This window comes from Streptomyces sp. MS19, assembly GCF_047200595.1.
GTDB lineage: Bacteria > Actinomycetota > Actinomycetes > Streptomycetales > Streptomycetaceae > Streptomyces.
Genome location: NZ_JBJZOH010000040.1, coordinates 1 through 23667 on the forward strand (window position 1 = coordinate 1; position 23667 = coordinate 23667).

Annotated in this window: 30 protein-coding genes, 1 tRNA gene and 2 pseudogenes; 21 read left to right on the plus strand and 12 right to left on the minus strand. The window is 73.7% G+C overall.

Annotated features, from left to right (window positions below):
• Positions 1-171: 171 nt before the first annotated feature.
• From ACL02R_RS25650 to ACL02R_RS25670, 5 genes are all read left to right on the plus strand, one after another.
• Positions 172-990 carry a helix-turn-helix domain-containing protein gene (locus ACL02R_RS25650; protein ID WP_412799338.1) on the plus strand — a complete coding sequence of 273 codons (819 nt, stop codon included), beginning with the start codon at positions 172-174 and terminating at the stop codon, positions 988-990.
• Positions 987-1208 carry a DUF397 domain-containing protein gene (locus tag ACL02R_RS25655; RefSeq protein ID WP_412799339.1) on the plus strand — a complete coding sequence of 74 codons (222 nt, stop codon included), beginning with the start codon at positions 987-989 and terminating at the stop codon, positions 1206-1208. The genes ACL02R_RS25650 and ACL02R_RS25655 overlap by 4 nt, the downstream gene beginning before the upstream one ends.
• A 365-nt stretch (positions 1209-1573) precedes the next feature.
• Positions 1574-1990, plus strand: coding sequence for a hypothetical protein (locus ACL02R_RS25660; protein WP_412799340.1), 417 nt, complete (start codon positions 1574-1576; stop codon positions 1988-1990).
• A gap of 92 nt (positions 1991-2082) precedes the next feature.
• Positions 2083-3588 carry a PH domain-containing protein gene (locus ACL02R_RS25665; RefSeq protein WP_412799341.1) on the plus strand — a complete coding sequence of 502 codons (1506 nt, stop codon included), beginning with the start codon at positions 2083-2085 and terminating at the stop codon, positions 3586-3588.
• Positions 3589-3665: 77 nt separating this feature from the next.
• Positions 3666-4421 carry a phosphotransferase family protein gene (locus tag ACL02R_RS25670; RefSeq protein WP_412799342.1) on the plus strand — a complete coding sequence of 252 codons (756 nt, stop codon included), beginning with the start codon at positions 3666-3668 and terminating at the stop codon, positions 4419-4421.
• 1 nt (position 4422) lies between these two features.
• Here ACL02R_RS25670 and ACL02R_RS25675 read toward each other — a convergent pair whose 3' ends face one another.
• The gene (locus tag ACL02R_RS25675; protein WP_412799343.1) at positions 4423-5202 is read right to left on the minus strand and encodes an aminotransferase class IV; all 780 of its coding nucleotides are present in this window, start codon (positions 5200-5202) and stop codon (positions 4423-4425) included.
• A gap of 65 nt (positions 5203-5267) precedes the next feature.
• Between ACL02R_RS25675 and ACL02R_RS25680 the strand changes: the two genes are divergently transcribed.
• On the plus strand, positions 5268-5465 hold the full coding sequence (locus tag ACL02R_RS25680; protein WP_412799344.1) for a hypothetical protein: 198 nt from the start codon (positions 5268-5270) through the stop codon (positions 5463-5465).
• Between the two features lie 33 nt (positions 5466-5498).
• The gene (locus ACL02R_RS25685) at positions 5499-6110 is read left to right on the plus strand and encodes a TetR/AcrR family transcriptional regulator (RefSeq protein ID WP_412799345.1); all 612 of its coding nucleotides are present in this window, start codon (positions 5499-5501) and stop codon (positions 6108-6110) included.
• Here ACL02R_RS25685 and ACL02R_RS25690 read toward each other — a convergent pair.
• On the minus strand, positions 6058-6966 hold the full coding sequence (locus ACL02R_RS25690; protein WP_412799346.1) for an oxidoreductase: 909 nt from the start codon (positions 6964-6966) through the stop codon (positions 6058-6060). The two genes, ACL02R_RS25685 and ACL02R_RS25690, sit on opposite strands and share 53 nt — an antisense overlap.
• An 88-nt stretch (positions 6967-7054) precedes the next feature.
• Here ACL02R_RS25690 and ACL02R_RS25695 point away from each other — a divergent pair, with 88 nt between their 5' ends.
• A complete protein-coding gene (locus ACL02R_RS25695) occupies positions 7055-8161 on the plus strand; it encodes a DUF5937 family protein (protein WP_412799347.1) in 1107 nt (368 codons plus the stop codon).
• Here the strand turns inward: ACL02R_RS25695 and ACL02R_RS25700 are convergent.
• The 5 genes from ACL02R_RS25700 to ACL02R_RS25720 are packed head-to-tail and all read right to left on the minus strand — an operon-like array spanning position 8050 to position 11706.
• Complete coding sequence (locus ACL02R_RS25700) at positions 8050-8436, minus strand: RidA family protein (protein ID WP_412799348.1); 387 nt, start codon at positions 8434-8436, stop codon at positions 8050-8052. The genes ACL02R_RS25695 and ACL02R_RS25700 overlap by 112 nt on opposite strands.
• Before the next feature lie 18 nt (positions 8437-8454).
• Entirely contained in the window at positions 8455-9123 is a 669-nt protein-coding gene (locus ACL02R_RS25705; RefSeq protein WP_412799349.1) for a transcriptional regulator, read from the minus strand.
• Positions 9120-10286 (minus strand): threonine synthase, encoded by a 1167-nt coding sequence (locus ACL02R_RS25710; protein ID WP_412799350.1) that lies wholly within the window; start codon positions 10284-10286, stop codon positions 9120-9122. Before ACL02R_RS25710 ends, ACL02R_RS25705 begins: the two co-directional genes overlap by 4 nt.
• 53 nt (positions 10287-10339) lie before the next feature.
• Positions 10340-11182: a cytochrome c oxidase assembly protein gene (locus tag ACL02R_RS25715; RefSeq protein ID WP_412799351.1), complete on the minus strand. Its 843-nt coding sequence runs from the start codon at positions 11180-11182 to the stop codon at positions 10340-10342.
• Positions 11182-11706, minus strand: a complete 525-nt coding sequence (locus ACL02R_RS25720; protein ID WP_412799352.1) for a DUF2243 domain-containing protein — start codon at positions 11704-11706, stop codon at positions 11182-11184. Before ACL02R_RS25720 ends, ACL02R_RS25715 begins: the two co-directional genes overlap by 1 nt.
• Before the next feature lie 247 nt (positions 11707-11953).
• On the opposite strand from ACL02R_RS25720, the gene ACL02R_RS25725 reads away from it, so the two are divergent.
• The 4 genes from ACL02R_RS25725 to ACL02R_RS25740 all read left to right on the plus strand — a co-directional run bounded on the left by ACL02R_RS25725 (position 11954) and on the right by ACL02R_RS25740 (position 13975).
• Positions 11954-12208: a hypothetical protein gene (locus ACL02R_RS25725; RefSeq protein WP_412799353.1), complete on the plus strand. Its 255-nt coding sequence runs from the start codon at positions 11954-11956 to the stop codon at positions 12206-12208.
• Complete coding sequence (locus ACL02R_RS25730; protein ID WP_412799354.1) at positions 12168-12692, plus strand: DUF6879 family protein; 525 nt, start codon at positions 12168-12170, stop codon at positions 12690-12692. Before ACL02R_RS25725 ends, ACL02R_RS25730 begins: the two co-directional genes overlap by 41 nt.
• Positions 12693-12713: 21 nt before the next feature.
• On the plus strand, positions 12714-13589 hold the full coding sequence (locus ACL02R_RS25735; RefSeq protein ID WP_412799355.1) for a helix-turn-helix domain-containing protein: 876 nt from the start codon (positions 12714-12716) through the stop codon (positions 13587-13589).
• A 221-nt stretch (positions 13590-13810) separates the two neighbouring features.
• Positions 13811-13975 (plus strand): hypothetical protein, encoded by a 165-nt coding sequence (locus ACL02R_RS25740; protein WP_412799356.1) that lies wholly within the window; start codon positions 13811-13813, stop codon positions 13973-13975.
• A 39-nt stretch (positions 13976-14014) separates the two neighbouring features.
• On the opposite strand, the gene ACL02R_RS25745 is transcribed toward ACL02R_RS25740, so the two are convergent.
• Both ACL02R_RS25745 and ACL02R_RS25750 read right to left on the minus strand, forming a co-directional pair.
• Positions 14015-15250 carry a PP2C family protein-serine/threonine phosphatase gene (locus ACL02R_RS25745; protein ID WP_412799357.1) on the minus strand — a complete coding sequence of 412 codons (1236 nt, stop codon included), beginning with the start codon at positions 15248-15250 and terminating at the stop codon, positions 14015-14017.
• A 150-nt stretch (positions 15251-15400) separates the two neighbouring features.
• Positions 15401-16276, minus strand: coding sequence for an NAD(P)H-binding protein (locus ACL02R_RS25750; protein WP_412799358.1), 876 nt, complete (start codon positions 16274-16276; stop codon positions 15401-15403).
• 124 nt (positions 16277-16400) lie between these two features.
• Here ACL02R_RS25750 and ACL02R_RS25755 point away from each other — a divergent pair, with 124 nt between their 5' ends.
• The 7 genes and pseudogenes from ACL02R_RS25755 (at position 16401) to ACL02R_RS25785 (ending at position 20280) form a co-directional block, all read left to right on the plus strand.
• Entirely contained in the window at positions 16401-17003 is a 603-nt protein-coding gene (locus ACL02R_RS25755; RefSeq protein ID WP_412799359.1) for a hypothetical protein, read from the plus strand.
• 287 nt (positions 17004-17290) lie between these two features.
• Positions 17291-17536 (plus strand): annotated as a pseudogene (locus ACL02R_RS25760) (hypothetical protein); the annotation flags it as partial.
• Positions 17523-18068 (plus strand): DUF6879 family protein, encoded by a 546-nt coding sequence (locus ACL02R_RS25765; RefSeq protein WP_412799360.1) that lies wholly within the window; start codon positions 17523-17525, stop codon positions 18066-18068. The pseudogene ACL02R_RS25760 and the gene ACL02R_RS25765, both read left to right, overlap by 14 nt.
• Before the next feature lie 14 nt (positions 18069-18082).
• Positions 18083-18931 (plus strand): helix-turn-helix domain-containing protein, encoded by an 849-nt coding sequence (locus ACL02R_RS25770; RefSeq protein ID WP_362968823.1) that lies wholly within the window; start codon positions 18083-18085, stop codon positions 18929-18931.
• Between the two features lie 91 nt (positions 18932-19022).
• Entirely contained in the window at positions 19023-19445 is a 423-nt protein-coding gene (locus ACL02R_RS25775; protein WP_412799361.1) for a hypothetical protein, read from the plus strand.
• A complete protein-coding gene (locus tag ACL02R_RS25780; protein WP_412799362.1) occupies positions 19442-19966 on the plus strand; it encodes a hypothetical protein in 525 nt (174 codons plus the stop codon). The genes ACL02R_RS25775 and ACL02R_RS25780 overlap by 4 nt, the downstream gene beginning before the upstream one ends.
• Complete coding sequence (locus ACL02R_RS25785; RefSeq protein WP_412799363.1) at positions 19963-20280, plus strand: hypothetical protein; 318 nt, start codon at positions 19963-19965, stop codon at positions 20278-20280. Before ACL02R_RS25780 ends, ACL02R_RS25785 begins: the two co-directional genes overlap by 4 nt.
• 59 nt (positions 20281-20339) lie before the next feature.
• Here ACL02R_RS25785 and ACL02R_RS25790 read toward each other — a convergent pair whose 3' ends face one another.
• Together ACL02R_RS25790 and ACL02R_RS25795 are read right to left on the minus strand one after the other, a co-directional pair.
• The gene (locus ACL02R_RS25790; protein ID WP_412799364.1) at positions 20340-20498 is read right to left on the minus strand and encodes a hypothetical protein; all 159 of its coding nucleotides are present in this window, start codon (positions 20496-20498) and stop codon (positions 20340-20342) included.
• Positions 20499-20634: 136 nt separating this feature from the next.
• Positions 20635-20706: transfer RNA gene (locus ACL02R_RS25795), tRNA-Val, on the minus strand.
• Between the two features lie 111 nt (positions 20707-20817).
• Here ACL02R_RS25795 and ACL02R_RS25800 point away from each other — a divergent pair.
• Positions 20818-22170: a hypothetical protein gene (locus ACL02R_RS25800; RefSeq protein ID WP_412799365.1), complete on the plus strand. Its 1353-nt coding sequence runs from the start codon at positions 20818-20820 to the stop codon at positions 22168-22170.
• A gap of 55 nt (positions 22171-22225) precedes the next feature.
• Positions 22226-22789 (plus strand): annotated as a pseudogene (locus tag ACL02R_RS25805) (DUF4383 domain-containing protein); the annotation flags it as partial.
• A 25-nt stretch (positions 22790-22814) separates the two neighbouring features.
• On the opposite strand, the gene ACL02R_RS25810 reads toward ACL02R_RS25805, so the two are convergent.
• Positions 22815-23666, minus strand: coding sequence for an HAD family hydrolase (locus ACL02R_RS25810; protein WP_412799366.1), 852 nt, complete (start codon positions 23664-23666; stop codon positions 22815-22817).
• Between the last annotated feature and the right edge of the window lies 1 nt (position 23667).

A 23667-nucleotide genomic window follows, 5' to 3' on the forward strand; every position in this document is an offset into this window, starting at 1 on the left:
AGGTCGGGCAGGCAGGTGGTGAACCGGCCTACCGGTGGTCGTGCAGTCGATCTGGCCCATTGGCTGCCCCTCTCGCTTCGGGCGATGTAGCAACAGGTTTGCCCTGTGGCGCGTACGCTGACCAGTAGTTAGAGGTTGCCAACGCACTTAGAAAGGCGGGCCGTTGAACAAATGACCGAGCAACAGTCGGAACCCGGTACCGGACTGGAGTGGTTCGGCCAGGAAGTAGAGGCGGCGATCAGGCACGCGGGAGTGACGCAACAGGCGCTTGCCGACGCCGTGGGATACGGCCCTCCCTACGTGAGCAAGGTGAAATCCGGGCAGGCACGTGCAAGCGTTCACTTCGCGCAAGGGTGTGACACATTTTTCAACACCTCTGGCTACTTCGTACGGTTGTTGAAAAGAGTGAGTCAGGCCGGCCACCCTGCCTGGTTCGTGCCCTACATCCGCCTTGAGGCTGAGGCGGCTTGCGTTGAGGACTATTCCAACGCTCTGCTCATGGGCATGCTTCAGACGAGGGCGTACGCAGAAGCCACGTTCCGGGCAACCTTCCCGTACGAGACCGATGACCAGATCAGGACCAGGGTCGAAGCTCGGCTCGCCCGCCGTGAGATCTTGGAGCGGGAGGCGCCGCCCTTGCTCTGGGTGATCCTGCACGAAGCAACCTTGCGCACCGTGGTCGGCAGCCGGGCCGTTATGGCTGACCAGCTCCGGCAACTTGCCACCGACGCAGGAAAGCCACGCGTCACGCTTCAAGTTCTCCGGTCCCACACGGGTGCCCCCGCGTCCGGTTCACCCTTTACGCTGCTTACACCAGACGACGGGGCAACAGTCCTGTACACCGAAGCCATAGGGCAGGGGCACGTAACGGACGCTGCGCACGCGGTGAGCCAGGCGCGCTCGACGTTTGAGCGGCTGCGAATGTCCGCACGTGACTCCGACGAGTCCCGATCGCTGGTCCTAGAAGTCGCGGAGGAGTACGACCGATGAGCAACACGCACGGCCCCCGTTCCGATGAGTGGGTCAAGAGCACATACAGCGACGGACACGGCGGCCAGTGCATCGAGTGGGCCCCGGCGCTTGCCGCCGCGACGGGTGAGGTCAGGGTCCGCGACAGCAAGGACACGGACCGGATGCCCCTGAGCTTCGACGGGCCCGCGTGGGGCCGCTTCGTGCGCGCGGCGGCGCACGCGAAGCTGCCGAACTGACCTACGCGCCTTACCGGCCAACCGACACTGAGCCCCGCAGTTCTTATGAACTGCGGGGCATCTCTCCCTGACGGGCGCCTCGGGTGTCTGTCAGTGATGTCCGATCCTGTCCCGCGCCGGCTCGGGAGCCGCGGGGGTGCTCCCTGTGGTGAGGGCAGGGCCTGGTCCGGTCGAGGCGGAGCGGGCGGAGCGGGCGGAGAGGGAAGCCGAGCGGGCATTTCTCCGATGGGCAGTCCGTTGCAGTGTCGGCAGGTGCAGGCTTCGGCCTTGCCGGTGACGGGCCGTCGGGCCCACGGGGCTGCGCGGGTGGTCGGGCGGGGTCTTGAACTGAGGTCCGGCCCGAGGGAAACGCACGGAGGACCCGCATGACCACCCCCTACCGATTCCGGCACATCTCGGGTCCCTGGGGCCTGCGCGTCGATCTGACCGCCACCAGTTCGGAAGCAGCAGCGGCGGCGGACGGCGGGGACGCGGGCGAGGCGGTCGCGCCCGGCGTACGCCTCGATGTCCGCGACCCCGACGCCACGGCCGAGGACAGGGAGCAGCTTGCGCACGGCCTGCGGTACGCAGCGCCCCGCATCCGGGAAACCGTCGGGGAACAGGACGTGACCGTGACGGTGACGGTCGAGCGCCTCGACTACCCCCTCACCGACTACCAGCCGGAGGCCGCCGCCCTCGCCATCACGGGCTGGGCGGCCGAGCACTTCGGCTTCCCGCCGCTCCCGGCCACCGTCACGTTCCAGGGGTCGTCCGAGGGCTACGCGGTCCGCCTGGGCGGGTAGCACGCACCGGGCGCGCCAGGCAGCGAGCCGCGCCGTTCCCTGCCGGAAACACCACAAGAACGCCCGTGGTGGCAGGGACGAGAATGGGTCTCATGGACATGACCCGGCAGGTGATCTGCCGCTCCCAGCGTGCCCCCGCCCTGTGGAGCGGTGCGGCGGTCGGCGCCGCCGTGGCCGTTCTGGCGGCGGTGGGCGCGGTGCGCAGCGGCGTCGGCAGCGACTCCGGCCTGGCGTGGGCGTTCGCGAGTGCGGTCGGCCTGGTGGCCGCCTTCATGTGCGCGTACGCCGCCGTGGCGCGCGTCGACGCGGACGCGGCGGGCCTGCGCGTCCGCACGCCGCTGCGCCGCCGCCGCGTCCCGTGGTCCGACGTCGCCGACCTCGGCGTCTACGTGCACCGGGGACGGCACGGCGAGACGTACCGCAGCACCGTCGTCATGCTGCGCGGCGGGCGACGGCTGCGGCTGCCGCTGCCGCACGACGGCGGCGGCAGGGACCGCGCCGGCTTCCTGGCCACGGTGGACGCGCTCCGGGCGCTCCACCGCCGCCACGGTGCGCCGGAGGCGGCGGACCACGTGCCGGTCATCTCCTACGCCACGGCCGGGCGCGGCTCGGCCCTGGCCGCGGGTACGTGCGCGCTGCTGCTGGCGGCGGCCGTGACGGCGGCGTGGTTCGTGCCGGACGCCGAGGCGGGGCGGGAGGCGTGGCGGGCGGCCGTCCCGTGCGCCGCCGGGGAGTACGGCGACTGCGTGTCGGTGGTGGACGCCGTGGTCGAGGAGGTGGACGAGGGGTCGCCGCGCAGCGGCGGCGCGCTGCACCTCGGGGACACGTGGGGGCGCGTCACCGTGTCGCACGAGGCCGCCGGGCGGTTCTCGGCCGGGCAGCGCGTCGAACTGACCGTCTGGCGCGGCCAGGTGAAGGAGATCGCCCGGGAGGGTTATGTGTGGCGCGACCACACGCCGGGCGGCGGGGACGTCGCGGCCGTCGCGATCGTGCTCGCCCTGGGGGCGGGCCTGCCCGGCGGTGTGCTGGTGCAGCGGCGCAGGGCGCGCGGGCTGCCGGCCGACGACTTGATCCCGTCGCCGTACCCGCTGTGGATCGCGCTCGGCGGCACGGCGGTGTGGCTGCTGCCGCTCGGCTACCTGCACCCGCTCGACGCGTTCGGCTCGCCGGAGACGGCCGCCTGGGCGGCGGGGGGCGTGGCGGTGACGGCGGCGCTGTCCGCCTGGGCCTGGCGCGCGTCGCGCGTCAGGACGCCGGGGGCGGTGGCGGCTGACGCGCCGGAGGGCGGGCCGGTCTTCCTGGCCGCCCGCTTCCTGGAGCACACCGACTACAACCCGCACCACTTCGGCACCCATGTCTTCCTGGGCGACGGCGGCCCCGCCGTGACGCCGCACCATGGGCCCGGCATGTTCGCGGCGAAACGCATACCCGTCGAGCGGCTGACGGTGACGGCGGTGCGGCGCGCCCGGGGCGGGGACCCCGTGCCGAGTGGCTGGCACGTCGCCGAACTCGACGACGCCGGGCGGCCCGTACGCCTCGCCGCCGCGCCGGACGACCTGGCGCGCGTCGTCCGCGCGCTGGAGCGGGCGGGCGGCTGACGGCTGACGGCTGACGGCTGACGGCCCGGACGATATTCCGGCGACGGGGGCGGCCGTCGCGGGAATACTGGCCGCCCATGGATGAGGTCGAAGTCGTCGTCGCCCACTCGGAGCGCGCCACCCTGCGCGTCGGCGACGTGTTCCTGAAGGTGGACGCCGACCAGGCGCGCACCGCCACCGAGGTCGAGGCGATGGCCCTCGCGCCCGTCCCGACTCCCGAGGTCCTGTGGCGCGAGCCGCCCGTCCTCGCGATCGCCGCCGTGCCGGGGACGGCGCTGGGCCGCCTCGGTGAGCCGTCGCCCGCGTCCCCGGCGGCGTGGGCGGCGGCGGGCGCGGCCGTACGGCGGCTGCACGACGCGCCGTTGCCGCCATGGCCGGGGCGGGGTGGGTGGGGCGGCCGCGATCCCGGCGCGCTGGCCGCCCAACTGGACGCGGAGTGCGCGGCGTTGGTGTCGGACGGCGTGCTGCCCGCCGACCTGGTCGCCCGCAACCGCCGGATCGCCGAGGCCGTGTTCCGCCCGCACACACCGGTGTTCACGCACGGCGACCTCCAGCTCACCCACGTCTTCACCGAGGGCGACGCCGTCACCGGGATCATCGACTGGTCGGAAGCGGGCCCGGGGGACGCCCAGTTCGACCTCGCCACCCTCACGCTCGGGCACGAGGAACGCCTCGCCGACGTCGCCGTCGGCTACGGTCCCGGCGTCGAGCCCGGTGTGGTCCGCGGGTGGTGGTCGCTGCGGAGCCTGCTGAACGTCCGCTGGCTGGCCGCGCACGGCTTCGACCCGTTCGCGCCCGGCTGCGAGGTGGACGTGCTGAGGGCCCGGATGTGAGTCAGGCCAGCGGCTCGGGCGGGATCGCCAGGTACGCGGCGCGCAGCGCGTCGAGGACCGGGTGGTCCGCCGGGAAGTCCCGGCCGTCCACGCCGCCGACCGGCCGCACGCCGAAGGAGCTGTTCGTCGCGAACGCCGCCTCCATCCCGTCCAGTTCCGCCGGGACCGGCCTGACGGTGTGCGGGTACGCGCGCTGGAGCAGCGTCATCGTCACGCCGGGCAGGACCCCGGCGCGCGGCCAGACGACGCCGCGCCCGTCGAAGAACCCGGCGTTCCACGTCGTGCCCTCCGAGACGTTCCCCGCGCCGTCCACGAACAGCGCGTCGTCCCAGCCCGCGAGGCGCGCGGCCCGCCGCTCGTGCAGCGGCCCGAAAAGACCGGTGTGCTTCACCTCGGGCACGTCCCGCTGGAACCGCGCCGTCCGCACCCGCAGCGGCGTCGCCGCGCCGTCCCCGGCGGGCCTGGCCGTCACCAGGACGTGCGGCTCCGCCCGCCGGTGCGTGCTGCCGAGGTCCAGCGCCGGGTCGTAGACGGTCACGCGCACCACGTACGCGCCGCCGCCCGCGCCGCGCGCCGCCGCGCCCGCGAACTCCCGTACGCGCTCCGGGTCGAGGTCCGCGCCGAAGACCGCGCGGCAGTCCCGTACGAGCCGCGCCAGGTGGAGCGCGAGCCCGCGCACCCGGCCGTCCGTCACGTACATGCTCGTGTAGTGCCCGTAGTTGGTGAGCCCGAGCGCCGCCAGTTCGCCGGCGGCGGCCGGGCGCCCGTCGAGGAGGACCATCCCGGCAGTCTGCCGCACGCGCCGGGCCGTCGCCGCCGGATTCCCGCCGGGGAGCTGGTGCGCGCATGCCCCCGGCCGGGAGCCGAGGTCGCCACCACGCACACCGCACCGCCGCCGCGCCCGGCTTCGGCACGGTCCTCGTCGCACGCGCCCTGGTGGGCGTCACCACCGGCGGGCCTCCGGTCGGCCGACGGGCCTGCGGGTGCCCGGCGGGGGCGAGCGCGGCGGCGCCGTACGCGGTGGAGGCGTCGTCGGTCGCGTGACGGCCTGTACCGACGCGTACGTACGATGGCCGGGTGAGCACCGCAGACCGCCTCGTCGAGAGCACCCGCGAACTCCTCTGGGAACGCGGCTACACCGGCACCAGCCCCAAGGCCATCCAGCAGCGCGCCGGGGCCGGGCAGGGCAGCATGTACCACCACTTCACCGGCAAGCCCGACCTCGCGCGCGCCGCGATCGAGCGGACCGCGGCCGAGATGCGCGCGGCGGCCGAGGCGCAGTTCGCCGCGCCCGGCACGGCCGTCGAGCGCGTCACGGCGTACCTGCGGCGTGAGCGCGACGTCCTGCGCGGCTGCCCGATCGGGCGCCTGACGCAGGACCCGGACGTGATGGCGGACGCGTCGCTGCGCGCGCCCGTCGAGGAGACCCTCGGCTGGCTGCGCGGGCGGCTGGCCGGGGTCCTGGAGGAGGGGCGCGCACGCGGTGAGCTGGACCCGGCGCTCGACGTGCGGGCCACGGCCGCCGCGCTCGTCGCGGTCCTCCAGGGCGGCTACGTCATCGCGCGCGCCGAGGGCTCGGCCGAGCCGTTCGCGCAGGCGGTGACGGGCGCGCTCGGGCTGCTGGCGGGGGCCGCCGTCACTCCCCCGCCCGGTGGACGGCCTCCAGCGCCGCCAGCTCCTCCGCGCTGAGCCGCAGCGACGCCGCCGCGACGTTGGCCGCCAGGTGGGCGAGGTCGCCGGTGCCGGGGATGGCGAGGACGTTCGGGCCGCGGTGCAGCGTCCACGCGAGGCGCAGCTCCGCCGTGCCGACGCCGTGCGCCCGCGCGACGGCGGCCAGGGCGGGGTCCTCCGCGCCGCCGCGCCCGTACTGCCCGCCGGTGGCCGCGATCGAGTAGAACGGCACGTACGCGATGCCCTGTTCGCCGCAGGCGCGCACGAAGGCGTCGTGGTCGGGCCGTATGCCGATGCCGTACCGGTTCTGCACGCAGACGACGGGCGCGACGGCCTGGGCCTCGGCGAGCTGGTGGGGGTGGACGTTCGACAGGCCGAGGTGCCGGATCAGTCCCGCCTGCCGCAGGTCGGCGAGCGCGCCGAAGCGTTCGGCGACCGAACCGGTGCCGTTGACACGCAGGTTGACGACGTCGAGGTGGTCGCGGCCGAGCTGGCGCAGGTTCTCCTCGACCTGGCCGCGCAGCTCGGCGGGGCCCGCGTGGGCGGTCCAGTCGCCCGCGGGGCCGCGCGCGGGGCCGACCTTGGTGGTGATGACCAGGTCGTCGGGGTAGGGGGCGAGGGCGGTGTTGATCAGCTCGTTCGCGGAGCGCAGCGGCGAGAAGTAGAACGCGGCGGTGTCGATGTGGTTGACGCCGAGGTCACGTGCGCGGCGCAGGACGGCGACGGCCTGGGAACGGTCGCGGGGCACCGCGTCGGGCACGAGCGCGGGCCCCGTCTGCGGCAGGCGCATGGCGCCGAACCCGAGGCGGTTGACGGTGCGGTCGCCGAGCCGCCAGGTCCCGGCGGCGTCGGCGGTGAGGGTGTGCTGGGTCATGGCGGGGATCATCCGCCCCGGCCGGCCCCGGGGCCCACTGGTTAAGGTATGGGTGAATCCATCGGGGCGACGGGGTGGGGGTGACGGGATGGCCGCGCGGGCCGAGCTGGCGTTCTCGGCGGACGACCTGGCGCGCGTGCGCTTCGCCGTGTCGCCGATGTGGGAGGTCGGGCCGAGCCTGCGGCTCCTCGCGTCGCGCCGCACGCACCCCGTGCACCGGCCGTGGACCGAGCAGGTGCGGCCCCGGCTGGCGGCGGCCGGGCTCGACCGGGGGTGGCTGGCCGGGCTGGTCCCGGCGGCGGGGTACGTGCCGGACTTCCTGAACCCCGCCCCCGACGGGCCGCACCCCGCGCTGGCCGGGGAGCTGGCCCGTATCCGCGCCACCCCGGCGGCCCGCGTCCGGGCGGAACTCGACCGGATGGCCGGCGAACAGGGGCGCCTCGGACCCCGGTTGCGCGCCCTCCACGCGGACCCGGCCGCCTGCCTGCCGTCCGTCACCGACGAGATCGAGGCGTACTGGGAGCTGGCCCTCGCGCCGTACTGGGCGCGCATCCGGGCGGTGCTCGACGCCGACGTGCTGCACCGCGCCCGGCAGGTGACCGAGCACGGCGCGGGCCACCTGCTGGGCGACCTCCACGCGTCGGTGACGTGGGACAACAGCGTGCTGCGGCTGGCCAGCCGGCGCGCGGCGCTGTCGCGGAGCACGGCGGGCCCTGGGCTGCTGCTCGTGCCGTCGGTCTTCACGGGGCCTGGCCCGTTCACGCGCGTGACGCCGCCGGAGCCGCCGCAGCTGACGTACCCCGCCCGGGGCACGGGCACGCTGTGGGAGGCGCGGCCCGTGACCGGGGCGGCGGCCCTCGCGGGCGTCCTGGGGCGTACGCGGACGGCGCTGCTGACCGGGCTCGACTCCCCCGCGTCCACCACCGGACTCGCCCGCAGGACGGGCCTGTCCGCCGCCCGGGTGTCGCAGTGCCTGACGGCGCTGCGCGACGCGGGGCTCGTCAGCGCGCACCGGGCGGGCCGCAGCGTGCTGTACGCGCGGACGGCGGCGGCCGAGGCGCTGCTGGCGGCCGCGTCGGGGAATCAGGGGATCGCCGCCTCCGCCTCGATCTCGACGCGTACGCCGTGGTGCAGCGAGGCGACGCCGACGACCGCGCGGGCCGGGGGCGGGCAGGGGCCGAGCCAGTCGGCGTAGACGCGGTCGAACGCGGGCCAGTCGCCGATGTCGGTGACGTAGACGCGGACCTTGGTGAGGTGCTCGCGGTTCGCGCCCGCCGCGGCGAGGCAGGCGTCGAGGTTGGCGAGCACGCGGCCCGCCTGCTCGGCGAACGGCCGGCCGGCGAGGGGCTGTCCGTCCGGGGTGACGGGCAGCTGGCCGGAGATGTGCACGGTCCTGGCACCGGCCGGGACGGTGACGGTGTGCCGGTAGTGGCCCCCGGGGCGGTTGAGGCCCGCCGGGTGATCGGTCATGGGAGGTGGATCTCCTTCTCAGCGCAGGTAGTTGTAGACGGTGGCCCGGGAGACGCCCAGGAGGTCGGTCAGGGTCGGGACTGCGTGCTTGACCTGGAGGAAGCCGCGCTCCTTGAGGGAGCGGACGAGCGCCTGCCGCGCCGCGGCGTCGAGACCGCGCGGTGTGGTCCCGCGCGCCGCCGCGAACTCCTCGACCAGTGCGCGCAGTTCACCGGCGGTGCGGCTGCTCAGCGTCTCCTCGACGGGCAGCCCGGCGTCCTCGGTGGCGACGAGGCGGGCCAGGCTCCGCGAGACGGTGGCGAAGAGCGAGACGTCCAGGTTGAGGCAGATGGCGGCGATGTAGACGCCCGCGCTGTTGCGGATGCCGATGGAGGTGCTCTTGGCGGGGCGGCCGTCCGGGAAGCGGTTGGGGTAGTTCTGGAGGACGTCCGGGTAGCCGGGGTCCTCGATACGGGCGAGGCCGAGTTCGGTGGCCGGGTCGCCGACGGCGCGTCCCGAGAGGTTGTTCTCGATGGCGCGGACGGCGTGCTCGGGGTCGCGCAGGTCGTGGAGCACCACCTCGCACAGGCCGGGGAACGTGCGGCCGAGCGCCGTGACGATCTTCTCCGCCTCGCGCAGCAGCAGGGCGTCCTCGGCGCCGGTGTCCGCGCCGCCGCCGGTGTCCGCGCCGCCGCCGGTGTCCGTCACGCGGCGGCGTCCTCGGTGAACAGCGCGCCCATCGTGCCCGCCGCCTTGAGCCCCGAGCCGGTCAGGACGACGGCCGTCGTCTCCCCGGCGCGGAGGTCGCCGCGTTCCGCGAAGACGCGCACGGCCGCGGCGGCGGTGGCGCTCGTCGGCTCGGCGTAGAGCCCGGCCGCCGCCAGGCCGCGCAGGGCGGCGGCGATGTCCGCCTCGGGGATCGCGGCGGTGGCGCCGCCGGAGCGGCGGACGGCGGCGACCACCTCCGGCAGCCGCACGGGCGCGCGGATGGCCGTGCCCTCGGCGATCGTCGGCCCGAACGGCGGGACGGGCACGCCCCGTACGGCCGCGTCGAGCGGCGCGCAGGCGGCGGGCTGGGCGACGAGCAGCCGGGGCGGGCGGGGGATCAGCCCGGCGGCGAGGAGTTCGGAGAAGCCGAGGTCGAGGCCGAGGACGATGCTGCCCGCCCCGGCCGGGGTGACGACGGCGTCGGGGGCGGTGAAGCCGAGGTCCTCCCACAGCTCGTACGCGAGGGTCTTGGTGCCCTGGAGGAAGTAGGGGTGCCAGTTGTGCCCGGCGTACGGGACGCGTTCCGAGCGGCGCAGGGCCTCGGCCGCCGTGGCGTCCCTGGCGCCGGGCACGGTCGTGATGCGCGCGCCGAACGCCCTGGTCTGGAGGACCTTGGCCGCCGAGGTGCCCTCGGGGACCAGGATCTCGGCGGCGATCCCGGCGGCGGCGCAGTAGGCGGCGACGGCCGAGCCGCCGTTGCCCGAGCTGTCCTCCACGACCTCGGTCACCCCGTGCGCGGCCAGGGCGGAGATCATCACACTGGCGCCCCGGTCCTTGAAGCTGCCCGTCGGATTGAACCACTCCAGCTTGAACCGGACGGGCACCCCCGCCCACTCCCGCTCCACCAGCGGCGTGACGCCCTCCCCCAGGCTGACCGGCGCCGTCCCGGCAGGCAGCGGCAGGGCGGCGCGGTAGCGCCACAGGGAGCGCGTACCGGTGTCGATGCGCTCCGGCACGGGCGCGGGCAGCGGCGGAACGGTCAGCGGCGCGCCGTCGTCACCCCGCCACCGCAGGGCGTCGAGCGGGTACGTCCGCCCGGACCGCTGGTCGAGGAGGCGGACCGCCCCCGTGTCCGGCGCGCCGGACGGTTCCTGGACTCCCATGGCACACGCTCCTCCCGCCGGTGGCGTGGGACGCCCACCGGCCGTCAGACACTTTATCCAGCTTTGGACAGACTGTAAAACGAAGGGCGCGCGGCGGGCCGGGGACGGCGCGCGGGACGCCAGGTGGCCACGAGGGCGGCGGCCAACAGGAGTTCGGCGATGTCACCGCCGTAGTACATGAGCTCGGCGCCGCCCCGCACCTCCGGGATGGGCGCGTGGATGTGCGTCCAGTAGCCGCCGTACATCAGCTGGGACACCACGGCGTGCAGCGCGATGGCGCAGCCGAGCCAGACCAGGCGCGTACGGACACCCGGCCGCGCCGGGGCGGGGTCCGGCCCCGCGATGACGTACGCGAACAGGCATCCGGCGGCGAGGAAATGCAGGTGCAGCAGCCAGTGCCCCGGCGGCCGGGACGCGAGGGTGTCGTACAGCGGCGTGAAGTACAGCGGCACGAGGCTGCCGGTGGACAGCAGCCAGGCCGTCGCCGGGTGCGCGAGCCCCCGGGCGGGGCGGCTGTGCAGCGCGGCCGTCAGCTTCCTGGCACGCGGGGCGGGCAGGGTGCGCAGCAGCAGGGTGACGGGGGCGCCGAGCACCAGGGCCAGCGGTGCGTACATGCCGATCAGCAGGTGCTGGAGCATGTGGCCGCGGAAGTCGGCGTGGGCGAACGGCGCGAGCGGCGGCAGCAGCGCCGCGCCCAGCAGGGCGAGCCCCGCAGTGAAGCTCGCCGCGCGCCGGCCACTCCAGCCGAGGGCCGGATTGCGGCGCCTGGCCCGGTGGGCGAGGCGGAGATAGCAGGCGAGGCACAGCAGCAGGACCGCAGCGGTCAGCACGGGGGCGAGCAGGTCGCCGTACGCCATGTCACCGGGGGCGCGGTGGTGATGCGAGTCGTGATCCATCAGAGGTCCCGTACCCGGCCGCCGCGCTGGAGCAGGTAGCCGCCCGCCACCAGCAGGGCGCCGAGGACGAGGAAGCCGATGTCCCACCAGACCTGACCGTCACCGGCGTAGACGTGGTGGATACCGAGGACGTGGTGGTCGAGGACACCCTCGACCAGATTGAACAGCCCCCACCCCACCAGGACCCACCCCCACAGCACGCGCGAGGTCCACACCCGGCGCCGTTCGTGCGTGACGCGGGAGTACAGGATCGCCAGGCCGAGCAGCACGGCGAGCCAGCAGACCGTGTGGAAGATCCCGTCCCAGACGGTGTTCATCTCCAGACCGGAGACCGTGTCCGGGTCGTAGTACTTCACGCCGATGTGATCCGCGTCCGTGCTGCTGAGCATGTGGTGCCACTGGAGCAGCTGGTGCAGCAGGATGCCGTCGACGAAACCGCCGAGCCCCACCCCCAGCACGATCCCCGGCAGTCGCAGTCCGGCGGGCTCCACGCCCGCCCGTACGCCGGCCCCGGTGGTGGCCATGGCTGTCTCCGTCCCGTCGGCTCCGTCGATGCGGGTTCCCAGCGTGTGCGGGTTCCCCGCCGGGACAAGCGCAGCCGCGCGCCGACACGCGAGTTTCCCACGCCTGGGCTACCCCGGCCCGGGGGGTCGCGCGGGCGCGATGTGACCCTCAGTGATGCGTACTTGACAGCATGTCCGCTCAGGGTGAGAGTCCGCGCAGGGTGAAAGCCCCCCAAAGCGCCCAAGCTACTCGACAGGAGATCGAAGAATGGCTCTACGGTTCATGGGCATCGACCCCAGCACGGACGGGGACGAATGCCCGACGGTCTGGGTGGACGAGGAGACCGCCGACATCGTCGTACAGGGCTGGAAGGCCGACGTGGCGACCGAGAACGAGTGCCTGGAGACGGGCAGGATCCCGGACAGCGAGGCCGTTGTCCGCATCCCCGCCCGCATGGCGTCGATTCTGAGGATGGCAGCCGATGCAGCCGATGCAGCCGAGCTTCACAGAGCAGTTGGCTGACTGCCGAAGATCGGCGGTCCACCTGGAGATGCGGGACGCCTACGCCATAGCGGCGGAGGCGGAGGAGTTCGCCGCCTGGCGCGCGGGCGAGGACGTCAGCCGCCTCGACCCCGGCGGGCGGCGCAGGGAATGGCTCGACACGGTGCGCGCGGCCACCGGCCGGGGCGTCGTCTTCCGGCGGGCGCGTATCGTCTCCGTGCCGGTGTCCGCGTACATACGCTTCGAACACGCGGGCACACAGCTCAACATCGAGGCGGGTGAGGACGTCCGGTGGCTTCCGCGCCGCCGCGCCTCCGACATCGCCTTGCCAGGGAACGACTTCTGGCTGTTCGATGGGACTGCCGTCCGTTTCAACCACTTCACCGGTGACGGCGCGAGCGGGGGGCCCGAGGTGACGGACTCCCCCGCTGTTGTCGACCTGTGCGCGACCGCGTTCGAAACGGTGTGGGAACGGGCATTACTGCACACCGAGTTCAGGATCTGACCAGTTGCCGAGCAGCCGCCCATGACAGAGCCGTCATCCAGCGCCCAGGCAGCGCGCCGGGCCGTCGCCCAGCGCCTGCGTGAACTCCGCCTCGACGCGGGGCTGACCGGGCGTGAGGTGGCTGCCCGGTGCGGCTGGCACCCCGCCAAGACCACCCGCCTCGAACGCGCCCAGGCAGCCCCGTCGGACGCCGACATCCGCGCGTGGTGCGCCGCGTGCGGCGCGGAGGACGAGGCCGGCGACCTCGTCAGCGCCTCGCGCGACGCGGACTCGATGTACATCGAGTGGCGGCGCCTCCAGCGCGGCGGGCTGCGCCGCCTCCAGGAGTCCCGCGTGCCGCTGTACGAACGGACGCGCCTGTTCCGCACGTACTCCTCGCACGTCGTGCCCGGCCTCCTCCAGACGCCCGAGTACGCCGGGGCGCTGCTGCACGCGATAACGGACTTCCGGGGCACCCCGGACGACGTGGCCGCGGCCGTGGAGGCGCGGATGGCGCGTTCCGCGGTCGTCAGGCAGGGGCGGGCGCGGTTCGTGATGCTGATCGAGGAATCGGTTCTCCGCTACCAGATAGGCGACCCGGCGGTGATGGCGGGACAGCTCGGGCACCTGCTGTCGGTGATGGCGCTGCCCGCCGTGTCGGTGGGGATCGTGCCGTTCGCGGCGCGGGCGCGCGACCAGTGGACGCTGGAGGCGTTCACGATGTTCGACGACCACCGGGTGCACGTCGAACTCCTCGCGGCGCAGGTGACGGTGACGGCGCCCGGCGAGGTGGACCTCTACGTGCGTGCGCACGCGCGGCTGCTGAACCTCGCGGTCCACGGCGACCGGGCGCGCCGCCTCATCACCGCCGCGCTCGACGCCCTCGACACGCAGGACGCGCACGACGCGTGGGACTGACCGCGCGCAACTTCCCGCAATGTCATGGCCAGCGGTACCTCGTGATACCTACCGTCTGTGAACGACCTTGGTCCGCGAGGGACGCCTGGGGCGACGTCGCGGACCGCACGCGGGGAAGGCCGGCAGGAAGGACGTCGCCATGGCGTGCAAGACCACCTCGGGCACCGTTCGGCGTGACTTAGACGGGGAGCCGCCAGGGCAGCGCCCCGGGGGCGGCGGCCGTGCCTGACCCGTCCCGCTACTGGCCCCCGGAACCGGCGCCGGTCCGCGACCCGAACCCCGAGATCACCGTCATCACGGGCCTGGAGGGCCCCCTCCCCCGCCCGATCTGGCGCATGCCCCCCGAACCCCCACAGGACGACCCACCCCGCGCCGACGCCGACTGATCCCCCGGCTCCTGGGCGGCCGGTGCGCGGGGTCCGCGCTCACGCCTCGCGCGTGCCGGTGGGCGGGGCCGTGGGGCTCATCTCCGTGTTGCGGCTCGGGCCGTGCCACTCCAGGCACAGCACGGTCGCGTCGTCGTCCAGCCTGCCGCTGTGATGGTCCAGCACGGCCCGCATGAGGCGGCGCAGGGTCTCCGGCACGGGCAGGCCGTCGGCGTGGTGGCGGATGACGAAGTCGGTGAACTGGTTCAGGCCGAACTCACGGCCGCGCGCGTCCCGCGCCTCGATCACACCGTCCGTGTAGAGCAGGACGCGGTCGCCCGGCTCCAGCTGCTCCTGGCACAGCCTGGCGGGCATGCCGAGTTCGGTGCCGAGGGGGTGGGCGGGCGGGCAGCTCAGGGACGTGGTCCAGCGGGCGCCGCGGATCAGCACCGGGAGGTGGTGGCCGCGGTTGATCCAGCTGAACACCCCGGACCGCGTGTCGAGGTGGGCGAGCACGGCGGTGAGGTACGTGGTGTGGCCGAAGTGGTCGAGCAGCACCCGTTCGACGCGTTCGCCGGTGTCGACCAGACCCACCCCCTGCCTGCGCTGGTTGCGGAAGGCGGCGACGGCCAGGTTCGCGACGAGCCCCGCCCGGCTGTCGTGCCCCATCGCGTCGAAGACGGCCAGGTGGACCTCGTCCCCGGCGACGGCGTAGTCGAACGCGTCCCCGCCGATCTCGTACGCCGGCTCCATCGCGGCGGCGATCACCACATCGCGGTTGGCGAACGAGCGCGGCGGCATGAGGTTCCACTGCATCTCGGCGGCCACGTTCATGGTCTCCGTGCGCACCAGGCGGGCGGCGGCGTCGCTGCTCGGCCGCTTGCTGACCACCAGCAGGCCCACCAGCGACGCCATCACGCCGACCCGCTCGGGCCCGGCGCCCGGCGGGACGTCGGCCCGCAGCACGCCGAGGCGCTCGGTGCCGTCCAGCACGGGCACCCACCAGCGTTCGCGTTCGCCCTCCGCGCCGCGCTGCGGGTGGTTGCTGGCCCAGACGCGCCCCGGCAGCGTGCCCTCCACGGGGAACGTGTCGCCGCCCTCCGCGCCGTCCGGCCCCCGCCCGGTCACCTCCCGCAGGGTCTGCTGGCGCAGGTCCACCAGGTACAGGCGGCAGTCGTCCAGCCCGGCCCGCCCGGCGTAACGTGCCACCAGGTCAGGCAACTCGCCGAAACTGACCAGGTGTTCCTCGCCGAGGATTCCGGTCAGTGCGTCGAGCATGCGCTCCGGCTCGTCCATGTCGGCCTTCCCTCTCCACTCGGGGCCCTGCGCCCCGTCACCGGGTACCCCGTGCCGTCCACCCGGAGGGCAAACATGGATCAATCCGGCATCAGCCCGCGCACGTCACCTTACGCGCCGAGCGCGCTCCCGGGCCCGCGCGCCGGGCGCTCAGCGTGCGACGAGGGGCCGAAGGTGGGTGTACGCCCAGCCGGCCAGGGCGGTGGGGGTCGTCGTGACGGCGGTGCGCGGCTGTTCGAGGGTGTGGCCCCGCAGCCCGGCCGTCATGCCGACGATGTTCTCCGCCGCCTCCGCCGACAGCCCCGCCGCCCGCAGGGCCTCCCGTACGTCGTCGTCGCGCACGACCCGCAACCCGACCGGCCGCCCCAGCGCGCCCGTCAGCACCTCGGCGACGCGTCGCCACGTCAGGTCCTCGGGGCCGTGGACCCCCTGCACCTCCCGCCCCCGCCACGAGCCCGCCAGCATCCGGGCGGCCGCGATGTCGCCGATGTCCCGGGGGTCCACCCAGGGCATCGGCGCGTCGGGGTCGGCAGACGTGGTGAGGACGCCCTGCGCCAACTCCTCCACGTTCATCAGCAGGTTGGTGAAGAAGTAGCCGCAGCGCAGGTGCAGGACATCCGCGCCCGTCGCGTCCAGTTCCTCCTCCACGCGGGCGAGGCCGTCGATGTGGCCCGCGCCGTGCCGCTTCTCCGCGCCGCCGCTGCTGAGCAGCACCGCCCGCCCGGCCCCGCCCGCGCGCAGCGCGTCCGTGAGCCCGGCGACCGTGCGCCGCGACAGCTCCACCGCGCCGTCGGCCGTGTGCGGCGTCGGATCGACCCACAGGACGCAGTCAGCGCCCTCCACCGCAGAACGGACGAACGCCGCGTCCGTCAGATCACCGCGCCGCGCGTCCACGCGTGCCCGGGTGTCCGCGTCGAGGCGCGCCGGGTCGCGCACCAGCACGCGGGGCCGCACCCCCGCCTGGAGCAACAACCGCACCACACGCGAACCGACATGCCCGGTCGGAGTCGTGACCACCAGTTCCATCGCACCGCTCTCCCGTCTTCCTGAGGTGCCCCACGGTAGGAACCCATCAGGCCAGTTCCCGTCCTGATGGGCGCGTGTCGGGGGACACGTCCGCGTTGTCAGTGGTCGCCTCTAGGCTCACCTCATGAGTTCCTCGCTGAGTGCCTATCTGCTGGACACCGCCGCCACGCGGGCCCTGGTCGGGTCCCGCGACGACCAGTTGCTCGACATGATCAGGACGCGCTTCGGCGACGACCTCGCCCGCGCCGACCGGTCGCACAGCTGGGAGATCGAGCAGGGCGCGCCCACGGCGTACGAGGCACTGCGCGCGGTCGTCCACGGCGGCCCGTTCTCCGAGGGCGAGTCCCACGCCTCCCAGTACGGCTACGCCTACATGCAGCTGTGCGAACTGACCGGCTCGTTCCTGCCCAACGACCGCTTCACGCCGCACCGGGGCGACTGGCTGTCCGTCGTGGACGACGGCCTGGAGGCCCTCGGCATCACCGCCGTGTCCGTGGCGTCCTTCGGCTACGGCGGCCTGCCCGCACCGCTGCCGTACACCTGGATACCGGGCTGCGGCGAGTGGACGCCGGAGCAGATAGCGAAGGCACTGGAGCAGTACGAGGCCGCGGGGAAGACACCTTCCTCGCTGGACCCCGAGACGGCGGAAGCCGCCGACCAGTGCCTCACCTGGCTGCACCACGCGTCCGCCAACCCACGCCACGGCCTCATAGGCTTCGTCTTCTGACCCCTGCCGTGAACTCCCCGGCGGCATCAAGGGCGAGCGGCCACGGAAACTCCTCCGCCCGCCCCCGCCCCGGCCCGTACAGCACGCGCACCCCGGCTTCGCGCAACGTCCCGATGGACCGCGCGAACTGCGGATGCGTCGCATAGGAACTGTTCACGCACGGCAGCACGACGAGCGGCCTCCCCTTGCCGATGGCCTCGCAGGCATCGGACGCCCTTGACGCTCGCCTGTCCTGAGGGCCATCGTCGTGCAAGGTGACGTAACCCCCATAGGCCCGGGAGACCACCGTGGAATTACAGTTCATCGGCGTGGACCCCAAGACCGGACAGCAGGGGTCGCCCACGGTGTGGGTGGACACGGAGAACGGCGAGATCGTCGTCCAGGGATGGCGGCCGTCGGAAGAGCTGGAGGCCATGTGCGCGGAGAACCCGGCCCCGGGTCATGCTCGTGGAATCCCGGCACACGAGGCCGTCGTCCGTATTCCCGCCCGCATGGTGCCGTTGTTGAGAGAGGCGTGTGATGTCGCGGAGCGAGACGTCAACGAGCAGCCCGAGCTTCCTCGACCTGCTGGCTCGGGCCCAGCATCACGCGATGCACCTGGAGATGCGCGACACCTACGGCGTGGGTGACGAGGCCGCCGACTTCGAGCACTGGAGGCGCACCGGCGAACGCGACACCGACCCCGCGTCGGAGTACTGGGCTCCCTGGGTACGCCTGATCGGCGACACCGTGTCCCGTGGCGTAGCTGTGCGGCGCGCACGCGTCGTCTCCGAGCCGGTGAGTGACTACATCCGCTATGAGCACGCCGCCACGCCGGTGAACGTCTCGGCCGGTGAGGACGTGCGCTGGTTGCCACGCCGACGGGCATCCGACCTGCTGCTGCCCGGAAACGACCTGTGGGTCTTCGACCATGACGCCGTGCTGTTCAACCACTTCGACGGTGCGGGCAACTGGTCCCGGCCCCGGTGGGAGGTGCGCACCGAGCCAGCCCTGATCAGCCAGGTGCGTGCGGCGTTCGAGGCCGTCTGGGACCGGGCTGTCCCACACGACGAGTTCAAGGTCTGACTGCGCACTCACCAATGCCCTCCACCCCTTCGTCATCCGCTCAGGAAGCACGACAGGTACTGGCCGGTCGCCTGCGTGACCTACGGCTGGACGCAGAGCTGACCGGCCGGGACCTGTCCGTGCGCTGCGGCTGGAGCGACGCCAAGACCTCCCGGATCGAGCACGCCAAGACGCCGCCGTCCGATGGCGACATCCGCGCATGGTGCGCCGCCTGCGGAGCGGAAGGGCAGGCTGAAGAGCTGATCGCCGTCAACCGCCGCGCCGACGAGCTGTATGTGCGGTGGAGGAAACTGCACGGCCACGGGATGCGCCGCGCGCAGGAAGAGGTGCTGCCCCTCTACGAGCGGACCCGGCATCTGCGGGTCTATGTCTCCAACGTCATCCCGGGCCTCCTCCAGACCCAGCAGTACGCGGCCGCGCTGCTGGCCAGGATCGCCGCGTTCCAGGGCACTCCCGACGACTCGAAGGACGCGGCGGCCTCGCGCATCGAACGCTCACAGGTACTGCACCAGGGACGCCACACGTTCGCCTTCCTGCTGGAGGAGACCGTGCTGCGGTACCGCATCGGAGACGCCGAGACGATGGCCAATCAGCTCGGCTACCTGCTGGCTGTGATGGCGCTGCCCAACGTGAGCCTCGGCGTGATCCCCTTCTCCGCCCCTCGGACGCTCTGGCCACTGGAGGCGTTCTACGTGTTCGACGACAAACGGGTCAGCTCCGAACTGCTGTCCGCCGCGGTGAACGTATCGGCGCCGAGCGAGATCGCGCTCTACACGAGGGCCTTCGGCGAGCTGGCCGGGATGGCGGTCCACGGGCGTGCGGCGCGCCACCTCATCACCGAGGCGATCACCTCTCTGGGGTGACGTGGTGCAAATCTGTGTAAGCAGATGGCGGCGGGCGAGGGACGCTCCTTACCGTCTGGGCACGACCTCGTCGGTACGTGAGGAGCGCCGCATGGCGACGACCGCCCCCTTGTCACTGCCCGCCTGGCTGCCGCCCGACGGCCGCGTGCGCATAAGGCCGTTGGGGGAGGAGTTCGACGCGGTGCGTGTGCCTCTGTTCCAAGGGCTGTACGTCCTGCCGCGCTTTGCGCTGACCGGGCTGTCCGGGCCGGTCGTGGAAGACCCCGTACAGCGTGTGCTCCACTGGCTGATCCCGCCCGGGGACGCGACGGCCCGCTGGTGGCCCGTCGGCGTCATCCCGCTGGGGCGTGGCGCCTCGCTGGCGGTCCCGCCGCGCGACCGTGTCAGCGACCCGTGGGACGGTGACGGCGGGAGCGAGGTCCGGTGGCTGGTCGTCCGCCCGCACGGCGACTGCCTCACCGACCCCGACGCCCTGTACGGCGCACTGGCCCGCGTGTTCGGGGAGGCGCCATGACCGACGACCGCTTCTGGCCGCCGGAACCCGCACCCGTGCGCGACCCGAATCCCGAGATCACCGTCATCACCGGCCTGGAGGGGGCGCTCCCCCGCCCGGCATGGCGCGGACAGGGGCGAGAGATCGTGACACTGCCGCCGCGCTGCATGTACTGCGAGGCGACCACCGAAGATCTGGTCGCTGTCGCCCGCACGCCGGTCGGCGACGGCCGCGTGCACTGGACCTCCCACGCCTGCACGCCCTGCCGGATCGGGGCGCCCCTCGTGCCACTGGCCGCACACCCCTCCGGCTCACGCGGCGGACTGCACTACTGGCCGCACATCGTGCCGCGCGAACTTGTCGTGCGGCTCGCCGAGTTGGGTGACGCACCGCATCTGAAGGCCGTGTCCGACCGGCTGTTCCCCGCCGTCGCGGTGGCGGCGTCCAGGACCGTGGACGAGCGGGAGCGGGGCGCCGCCGCGTCCGAGGCCGAGGCCGCAGTGGCCGCCCTGTGGGCCGCCGTCCCGGACCACCAGCCGTGAGCCACCGCCCGTACGCCGACCGGCTCTTCCCCGGCGGCGGAGGGGCGGATGACGTCGGGGCCGCCCGGGACTGGGTGCGGGAGACACTCGCGGTGTGGGGACGGGCGGAAGCCGTACCCGTCGTGGACGCCCTGATCGACGCCGCCCGCACCCGGCGGCCGTGGTGGCTCAGCCTCCGCGACCACGGCGGCACCGTCCACGCCCAGATCCTCCGAGGGCGCGCAGCCAGGACCCCCGCCCTCAAAGGCCCCTCGTCCGGCACCTACGGCATCGCCCACACCCCCGACGGCCTCTGCCTCTGGGCCACCACCTGAACAACAACACCCAAGCCCCGCCCACCCATCACGGCAAGGCGGGGCTTCGGTCGTGACGGCTACTCGGGCGACGGGGGGGCAGGCAGCTCGTACAGGAAGAACCGCGTCGGCCGCCCGTTCCGCCTCGTCCTGTCGTATGCCTCCACCAGGTCCGCGTAGCGCGGGTCGGTCCACTCGCGAAGTCCCTCGGACCCGTCCTCGCCAGGCTCGGTGCTCATCTCGTCCGCCTCTCTCGCCGGTTCCGGGCACGGTACTTCGTCCGGCGCCGATCGGCGGGCGATTCGGTGTGCCTCGACGTGATGAGATGGTGACTGCCCGGCAGCGGTGGGGAGTTCCGTCCGGTCGGGCGAAGGGTGGGTGCAGACGGGTTCGAACCGCCGACATCCGCCTTGTAAGGGCGGCGCTCTACCGCTGAGCTATGCACCCGGAAGTGAGGCCAAAGCCTACATGGCCTCCCGCCCGCCCCCGCAAACTCGGGGTGCGGTGGGAGAATGGACGGACTCGTACCGGCCGGATCGTCCGTGGGGAGAGGGACGCGTGCTCGCACCGCGCTTCGCGAAGGGTTACGTCTCGTACGCCTCATCCGTACTGGTCTCGTCGCTCTCCGTGGCCGTCCTCGCCGTCTCCGTGCTGCCCGGGGTGTTCACCGGCGGCGGGACGCGGCCGTGGCGGCGCGGGCGTGTCGAGGACCTGCGGGCGTCGGCGCAGGAGGCGAAGGACGGCGCCGCCGCCGCGTTCTACGAGGTGGACACCGCGCAGCGCGAGCTGCGGATCACGCTGGAGACGATCGCCGCCGCCGACAGCTCCCCGCAGGCGGCGCGCGCGGCGGCGGACTTCGCCACGCTCAGTGACCGCGTGGACAGCGTGAGCGCGCACTACATCACCGTCGTAGACGCGCACGACCTGGACAGCGCCCAGCTCGACGCGGACGGCGCGAACCGCGCCCGCCAGGCCCTCACCGCCGCCCGCACCGAGCTGGGGGCCGTCAAGGGCGAGCTGGCCCGCTTCGCGCAGCGCCTCGCGCCCCTCCAGGAACGCGCCGAGTCGCAGCTCGCGCAGGTCGCGCCCGCCGTCGAGCGGGCCAGGCAGGCGCTGCGGGCCGCCACCGGGGCCCTGGACGCCGCCCGCGCCGCCGGGACGCGGGCGGAGGAGCCGGCCGCCGCGCTGGCCGCGCTCGGCCCCGAGCTGCGGCTGCTGAACGAGGGCGCGGGCCGGCACGGCGTGCAGGCGACGATCCGGCGCGCCGAGGACGTCAGCCGCCGGGCGACGGCGCTGGCGGCCGACGTGGCGCGGCTGCCGGAGCGCGCGGCGGAGATCGACCGGCGCCTGTCGTCGCTGCGGACGCGGGCCGACGCCATCGCGAACCGCGCCGAGCAGGTCGAGCCGGTGCTGAGCGAGCTGCGGCGGCGTTTCACGGCCCCCTGCTGGCAGGACCTCCAGCACGTGCCGGAGCAGGCCGCCGCGTCCGTGGCTCAGGCGCGGGAGCTGCTGGCGCGCGCCGGGCGTGCGCGGGACGAGCAGCGGTTCGGCGCGGCGACCGAGGGCCTGACGACGGTGCACGCGCTGCTGGGCAGGACGGACGAGGCGGTCGGGGCCGCGCGCGAGCGGTTGCGGCTGCTGAACGAGGTGTCGTCCGACCCGTCACGCGAGATCGAGCGGACGCAGTTCGCCGTACGGGACGCGCAGCGCCTCGCGATGGCGGGCCGCTCGGTGCCCGATCCGCGCCACGCCGGGCCGCTGGACGCGGCGGTGGCGCGTCTGGAGCGTGCGGTGGCGGATCTTGAGCGCGGGGGGCGGCACCCCGACTACTGGCGGTTCCTGAGCGAGACGGAGGGCGTACGGGCCACGGCCGCCGCCGTCGTGGAGGAGATCCGCGCCGGGCGCGCCTGATTTGTCCGTTCCCGGAACGGGTACGCGGCCTCGGACACGATGTGAGGAGGCCCCCATGACCGCACCCCCGGGTACGGACCCGCGCGCCCTGCCCCGGCTGCCCGTCGGGCCGCGCTCGCTGTTCACGCAGGCGAGGCTGGACGAGTCGGCGCGCCCCGACCACCGGCTGAGCATGGTCTACCGGCTCGGCGCCGGGCTGATGGGGCTCGGATTCGTGGTGTTCGGCATCTTCGGCCTGTTCGACACCATCGGCTTCTTCGACACGGGCAACAACACCGTCTGGGGCCTGAACAGCAACGGCGCGCTGAGCGTGCTGTCCATCGTCGTCGGCGCGCTGCTCGCGGTGGGTGTCATGATCGGCGGCAACTTCGCGTCGAACCTGATCCTCGTCCTCGGCGTGCTGTTCGTGCTGAGCGGGTTCTTCAACCTCGCCGTGCTGCGGACCTCGGTGAACTTCCTGGACTTCCGGATGCAGAACGTCATCTTCAGCTTCGCGATCGGCGTGGTGCTGCTGACGATCGGCATGTACGGGCGGATCTCCGGCAACCTGCCGCACGACAACCCCTACTGGCGCGCGCGGCACCCCGACGCGCTGCGCGACGAGCTGCGGCGGCGCCGGCTCAACGAGACGCGGGGCCGCGCGATCAGGCAGGTGCGAGGCGGTCGGGACGGGCGGAGCGGTCCGCAGGGCCGTGACGATCGAGGTGCGCCCGGAACGCCCGCAGGATCTCCTCACCGCTCAGAACGCCGTGCGAACGCAGAGCGGTGACGTGGGGGGCGGTCCAGCCGTCCGCCGCGAGTTCGCCGTGTCCTGGGCGCCAGCCGTGGTCGGCGGCGCGCAGCAGGTCGCCGTCGAGGAGTGAGTCGCCGGCGGCGAGCACCGTGCCGCCGCCGGTGCGGCGCGCGACCTCGGCGACGGCGGCCGACTTGGTGAGCGGCGCGGGGACGGCGTACAGCTTGCGGCCCTGGAGGGAGACGGTCCAGCCGCGCGGCTCGGCCCAGTCGGTGAGGTCCTTGACCCAGGCGTCGGGCAGCAGGGCCCGTTCGACGACGAGGTAGCGGAACAGGCCTTCGGCATCGCGGTCCTTGAGCAGCCAGGCGGGGTCGGCGGTGGTGCGCAGGTGGTCGGCGACCTCGGCCTGGGTGGCGCAGTCGGCGGCGAGGGCGCGGCGTACGGAGACGTGCCAGTCGTAGTCGGTGACGCCGTTGATCAGCAGGTGGCCGCCGTTGGCGCAGATCGCGTACTGGGGGGCGCGGCCCGGGAAGTTGATGCGCAGGTACTGCTTGCGGGTACGCGTGGTCGTGGGGACCAGGACGGCGCGCGGGTCTTCGGTGAGTGCGGCGAAGAGGTCTCCGGCGGTCTCCGTCATGAACGACTGGGGCCGCCCTTGGTGGACTTCGACGCTCAGCAGCCGGGGCGCGTCCGCGTCGGGCATGGGCAGGGCCAGCGCGGCGGGCGAGTAGATGAGGGTGCGGTCGAGATCGCTGGCGATCACG

Bases quoted from the DNA above. Each gene is read 5' to 3' on its own strand.
- ACL02R_RS25670 (WP_412799342.1), top strand. From the start codon at position 3,666: ATGGATGAGGTCGAAGTCGTCGTCGCCCACTCGGAGCGCGCCACCCTG.
- ACL02R_RS25750 (WP_412799358.1), bottom strand. From the start codon at position 16,276: ATGGAACTGGTGGTCACGACTCCGACCGGGCATGTCGGTTCGCGTGTG.
- ACL02R_RS25690 (WP_412799346.1), bottom strand. From the start codon at position 6,966: ATGACCCAGCACACCCTCACCGCCGACGCCGCCGGGACCTGGCGGCTC.
- ACL02R_RS25780 (WP_412799362.1), top strand. From the start codon at position 19,442: ATGACCGACGACCGCTTCTGGCCGCCGGAACCCGCACCCGTGCGCGAC.
- ACL02R_RS25775 (WP_412799361.1), top strand. From the start codon at position 19,023: ATGGCGACGACCGCCCCCTTGTCACTGCCCGCCTGGCTGCCGCCCGAC.
- ACL02R_RS25720 (WP_412799352.1), bottom strand. From the start codon at position 11,706: ATGGCCACCACCGGGGCCGGCGTACGGGCGGGCGTGGAGCCCGCCGGA.
- ACL02R_RS25755 (WP_412799359.1), top strand. From the start codon at position 16,401: ATGAGTTCCTCGCTGAGTGCCTATCTGCTGGACACCGCCGCCACGCGG.
- ACL02R_RS25745 (WP_412799357.1), bottom strand. From the start codon at position 15,250: ATGGACGAGCCGGAGCGCATGCTCGACGCACTGACCGGAATCCTCGGC.
- ACL02R_RS25770 (WP_362968823.1), top strand. From the start codon at position 18,083: ATGCCCTCCACCCCTTCGTCATCCGCTCAGGAAGCACGACAGGTACTG.
- ACL02R_RS25650 (WP_412799338.1), top strand. From the start codon at position 172: ATGACCGAGCAACAGTCGGAACCCGGTACCGGACTGGAGTGGTTCGGC.
- ACL02R_RS25675 (WP_412799343.1), bottom strand. From the start codon at position 5,202: ATGGTCCTCCTCGACGGGCGCCCGGCCGCCGCCGGCGAACTGGCGGCG.
- ACL02R_RS25735 (WP_412799355.1), top strand. From the start codon at position 12,714: ATGACAGAGCCGTCATCCAGCGCCCAGGCAGCGCGCCGGGCCGTCGCC.
- ACL02R_RS25730 (WP_412799354.1), top strand. From the start codon at position 12,168: ATGCAGCCGATGCAGCCGAGCTTCACAGAGCAGTTGGCTGACTGCCGA.
- ACL02R_RS25765 (WP_412799360.1), top strand. From the start codon at position 17,523: ATGTCGCGGAGCGAGACGTCAACGAGCAGCCCGAGCTTCCTCGACCTG.
- ACL02R_RS25700 (WP_412799348.1), bottom strand. From the start codon at position 8,436: ATGACCGATCACCCGGCGGGCCTCAACCGCCCCGGGGGCCACTACCGG.
- ACL02R_RS25695 (WP_412799347.1), top strand. From the start codon at position 7,055: ATGGCCGCGCGGGCCGAGCTGGCGTTCTCGGCGGACGACCTGGCGCGC.
- ACL02R_RS25710 (WP_412799350.1), bottom strand. From the start codon at position 10,286: ATGGGAGTCCAGGAACCGTCCGGCGCGCCGGACACGGGGGCGGTCCGC.
- ACL02R_RS25790 (WP_412799364.1), bottom strand. From the start codon at position 20,498: ATGAGCACCGAGCCTGGCGAGGACGGGTCCGAGGGACTTCGCGAGTGG.
- ACL02R_RS25660 (WP_412799340.1), top strand. From the start codon at position 1,574: ATGACCACCCCCTACCGATTCCGGCACATCTCGGGTCCCTGGGGCCTG.
- ACL02R_RS25715 (WP_412799351.1), bottom strand. From the start codon at position 11,182: ATGGATCACGACTCGCATCACCACCGCGCCCCCGGTGACATGGCGTAC.
- ACL02R_RS25665 (WP_412799341.1), top strand. From the start codon at position 2,083: ATGGACATGACCCGGCAGGTGATCTGCCGCTCCCAGCGTGCCCCCGCC.
- ACL02R_RS25680 (WP_412799344.1), top strand. From the start codon at position 5,268: ATGCCCCCGGCCGGGAGCCGAGGTCGCCACCACGCACACCGCACCGCC.
- ACL02R_RS25655 (WP_412799339.1), top strand. From the start codon at position 987: ATGAGCAACACGCACGGCCCCCGTTCCGATGAGTGGGTCAAGAGCACA.
- ACL02R_RS25725 (WP_412799353.1), top strand. From the start codon at position 11,954: ATGGCTCTACGGTTCATGGGCATCGACCCCAGCACGGACGGGGACGAA.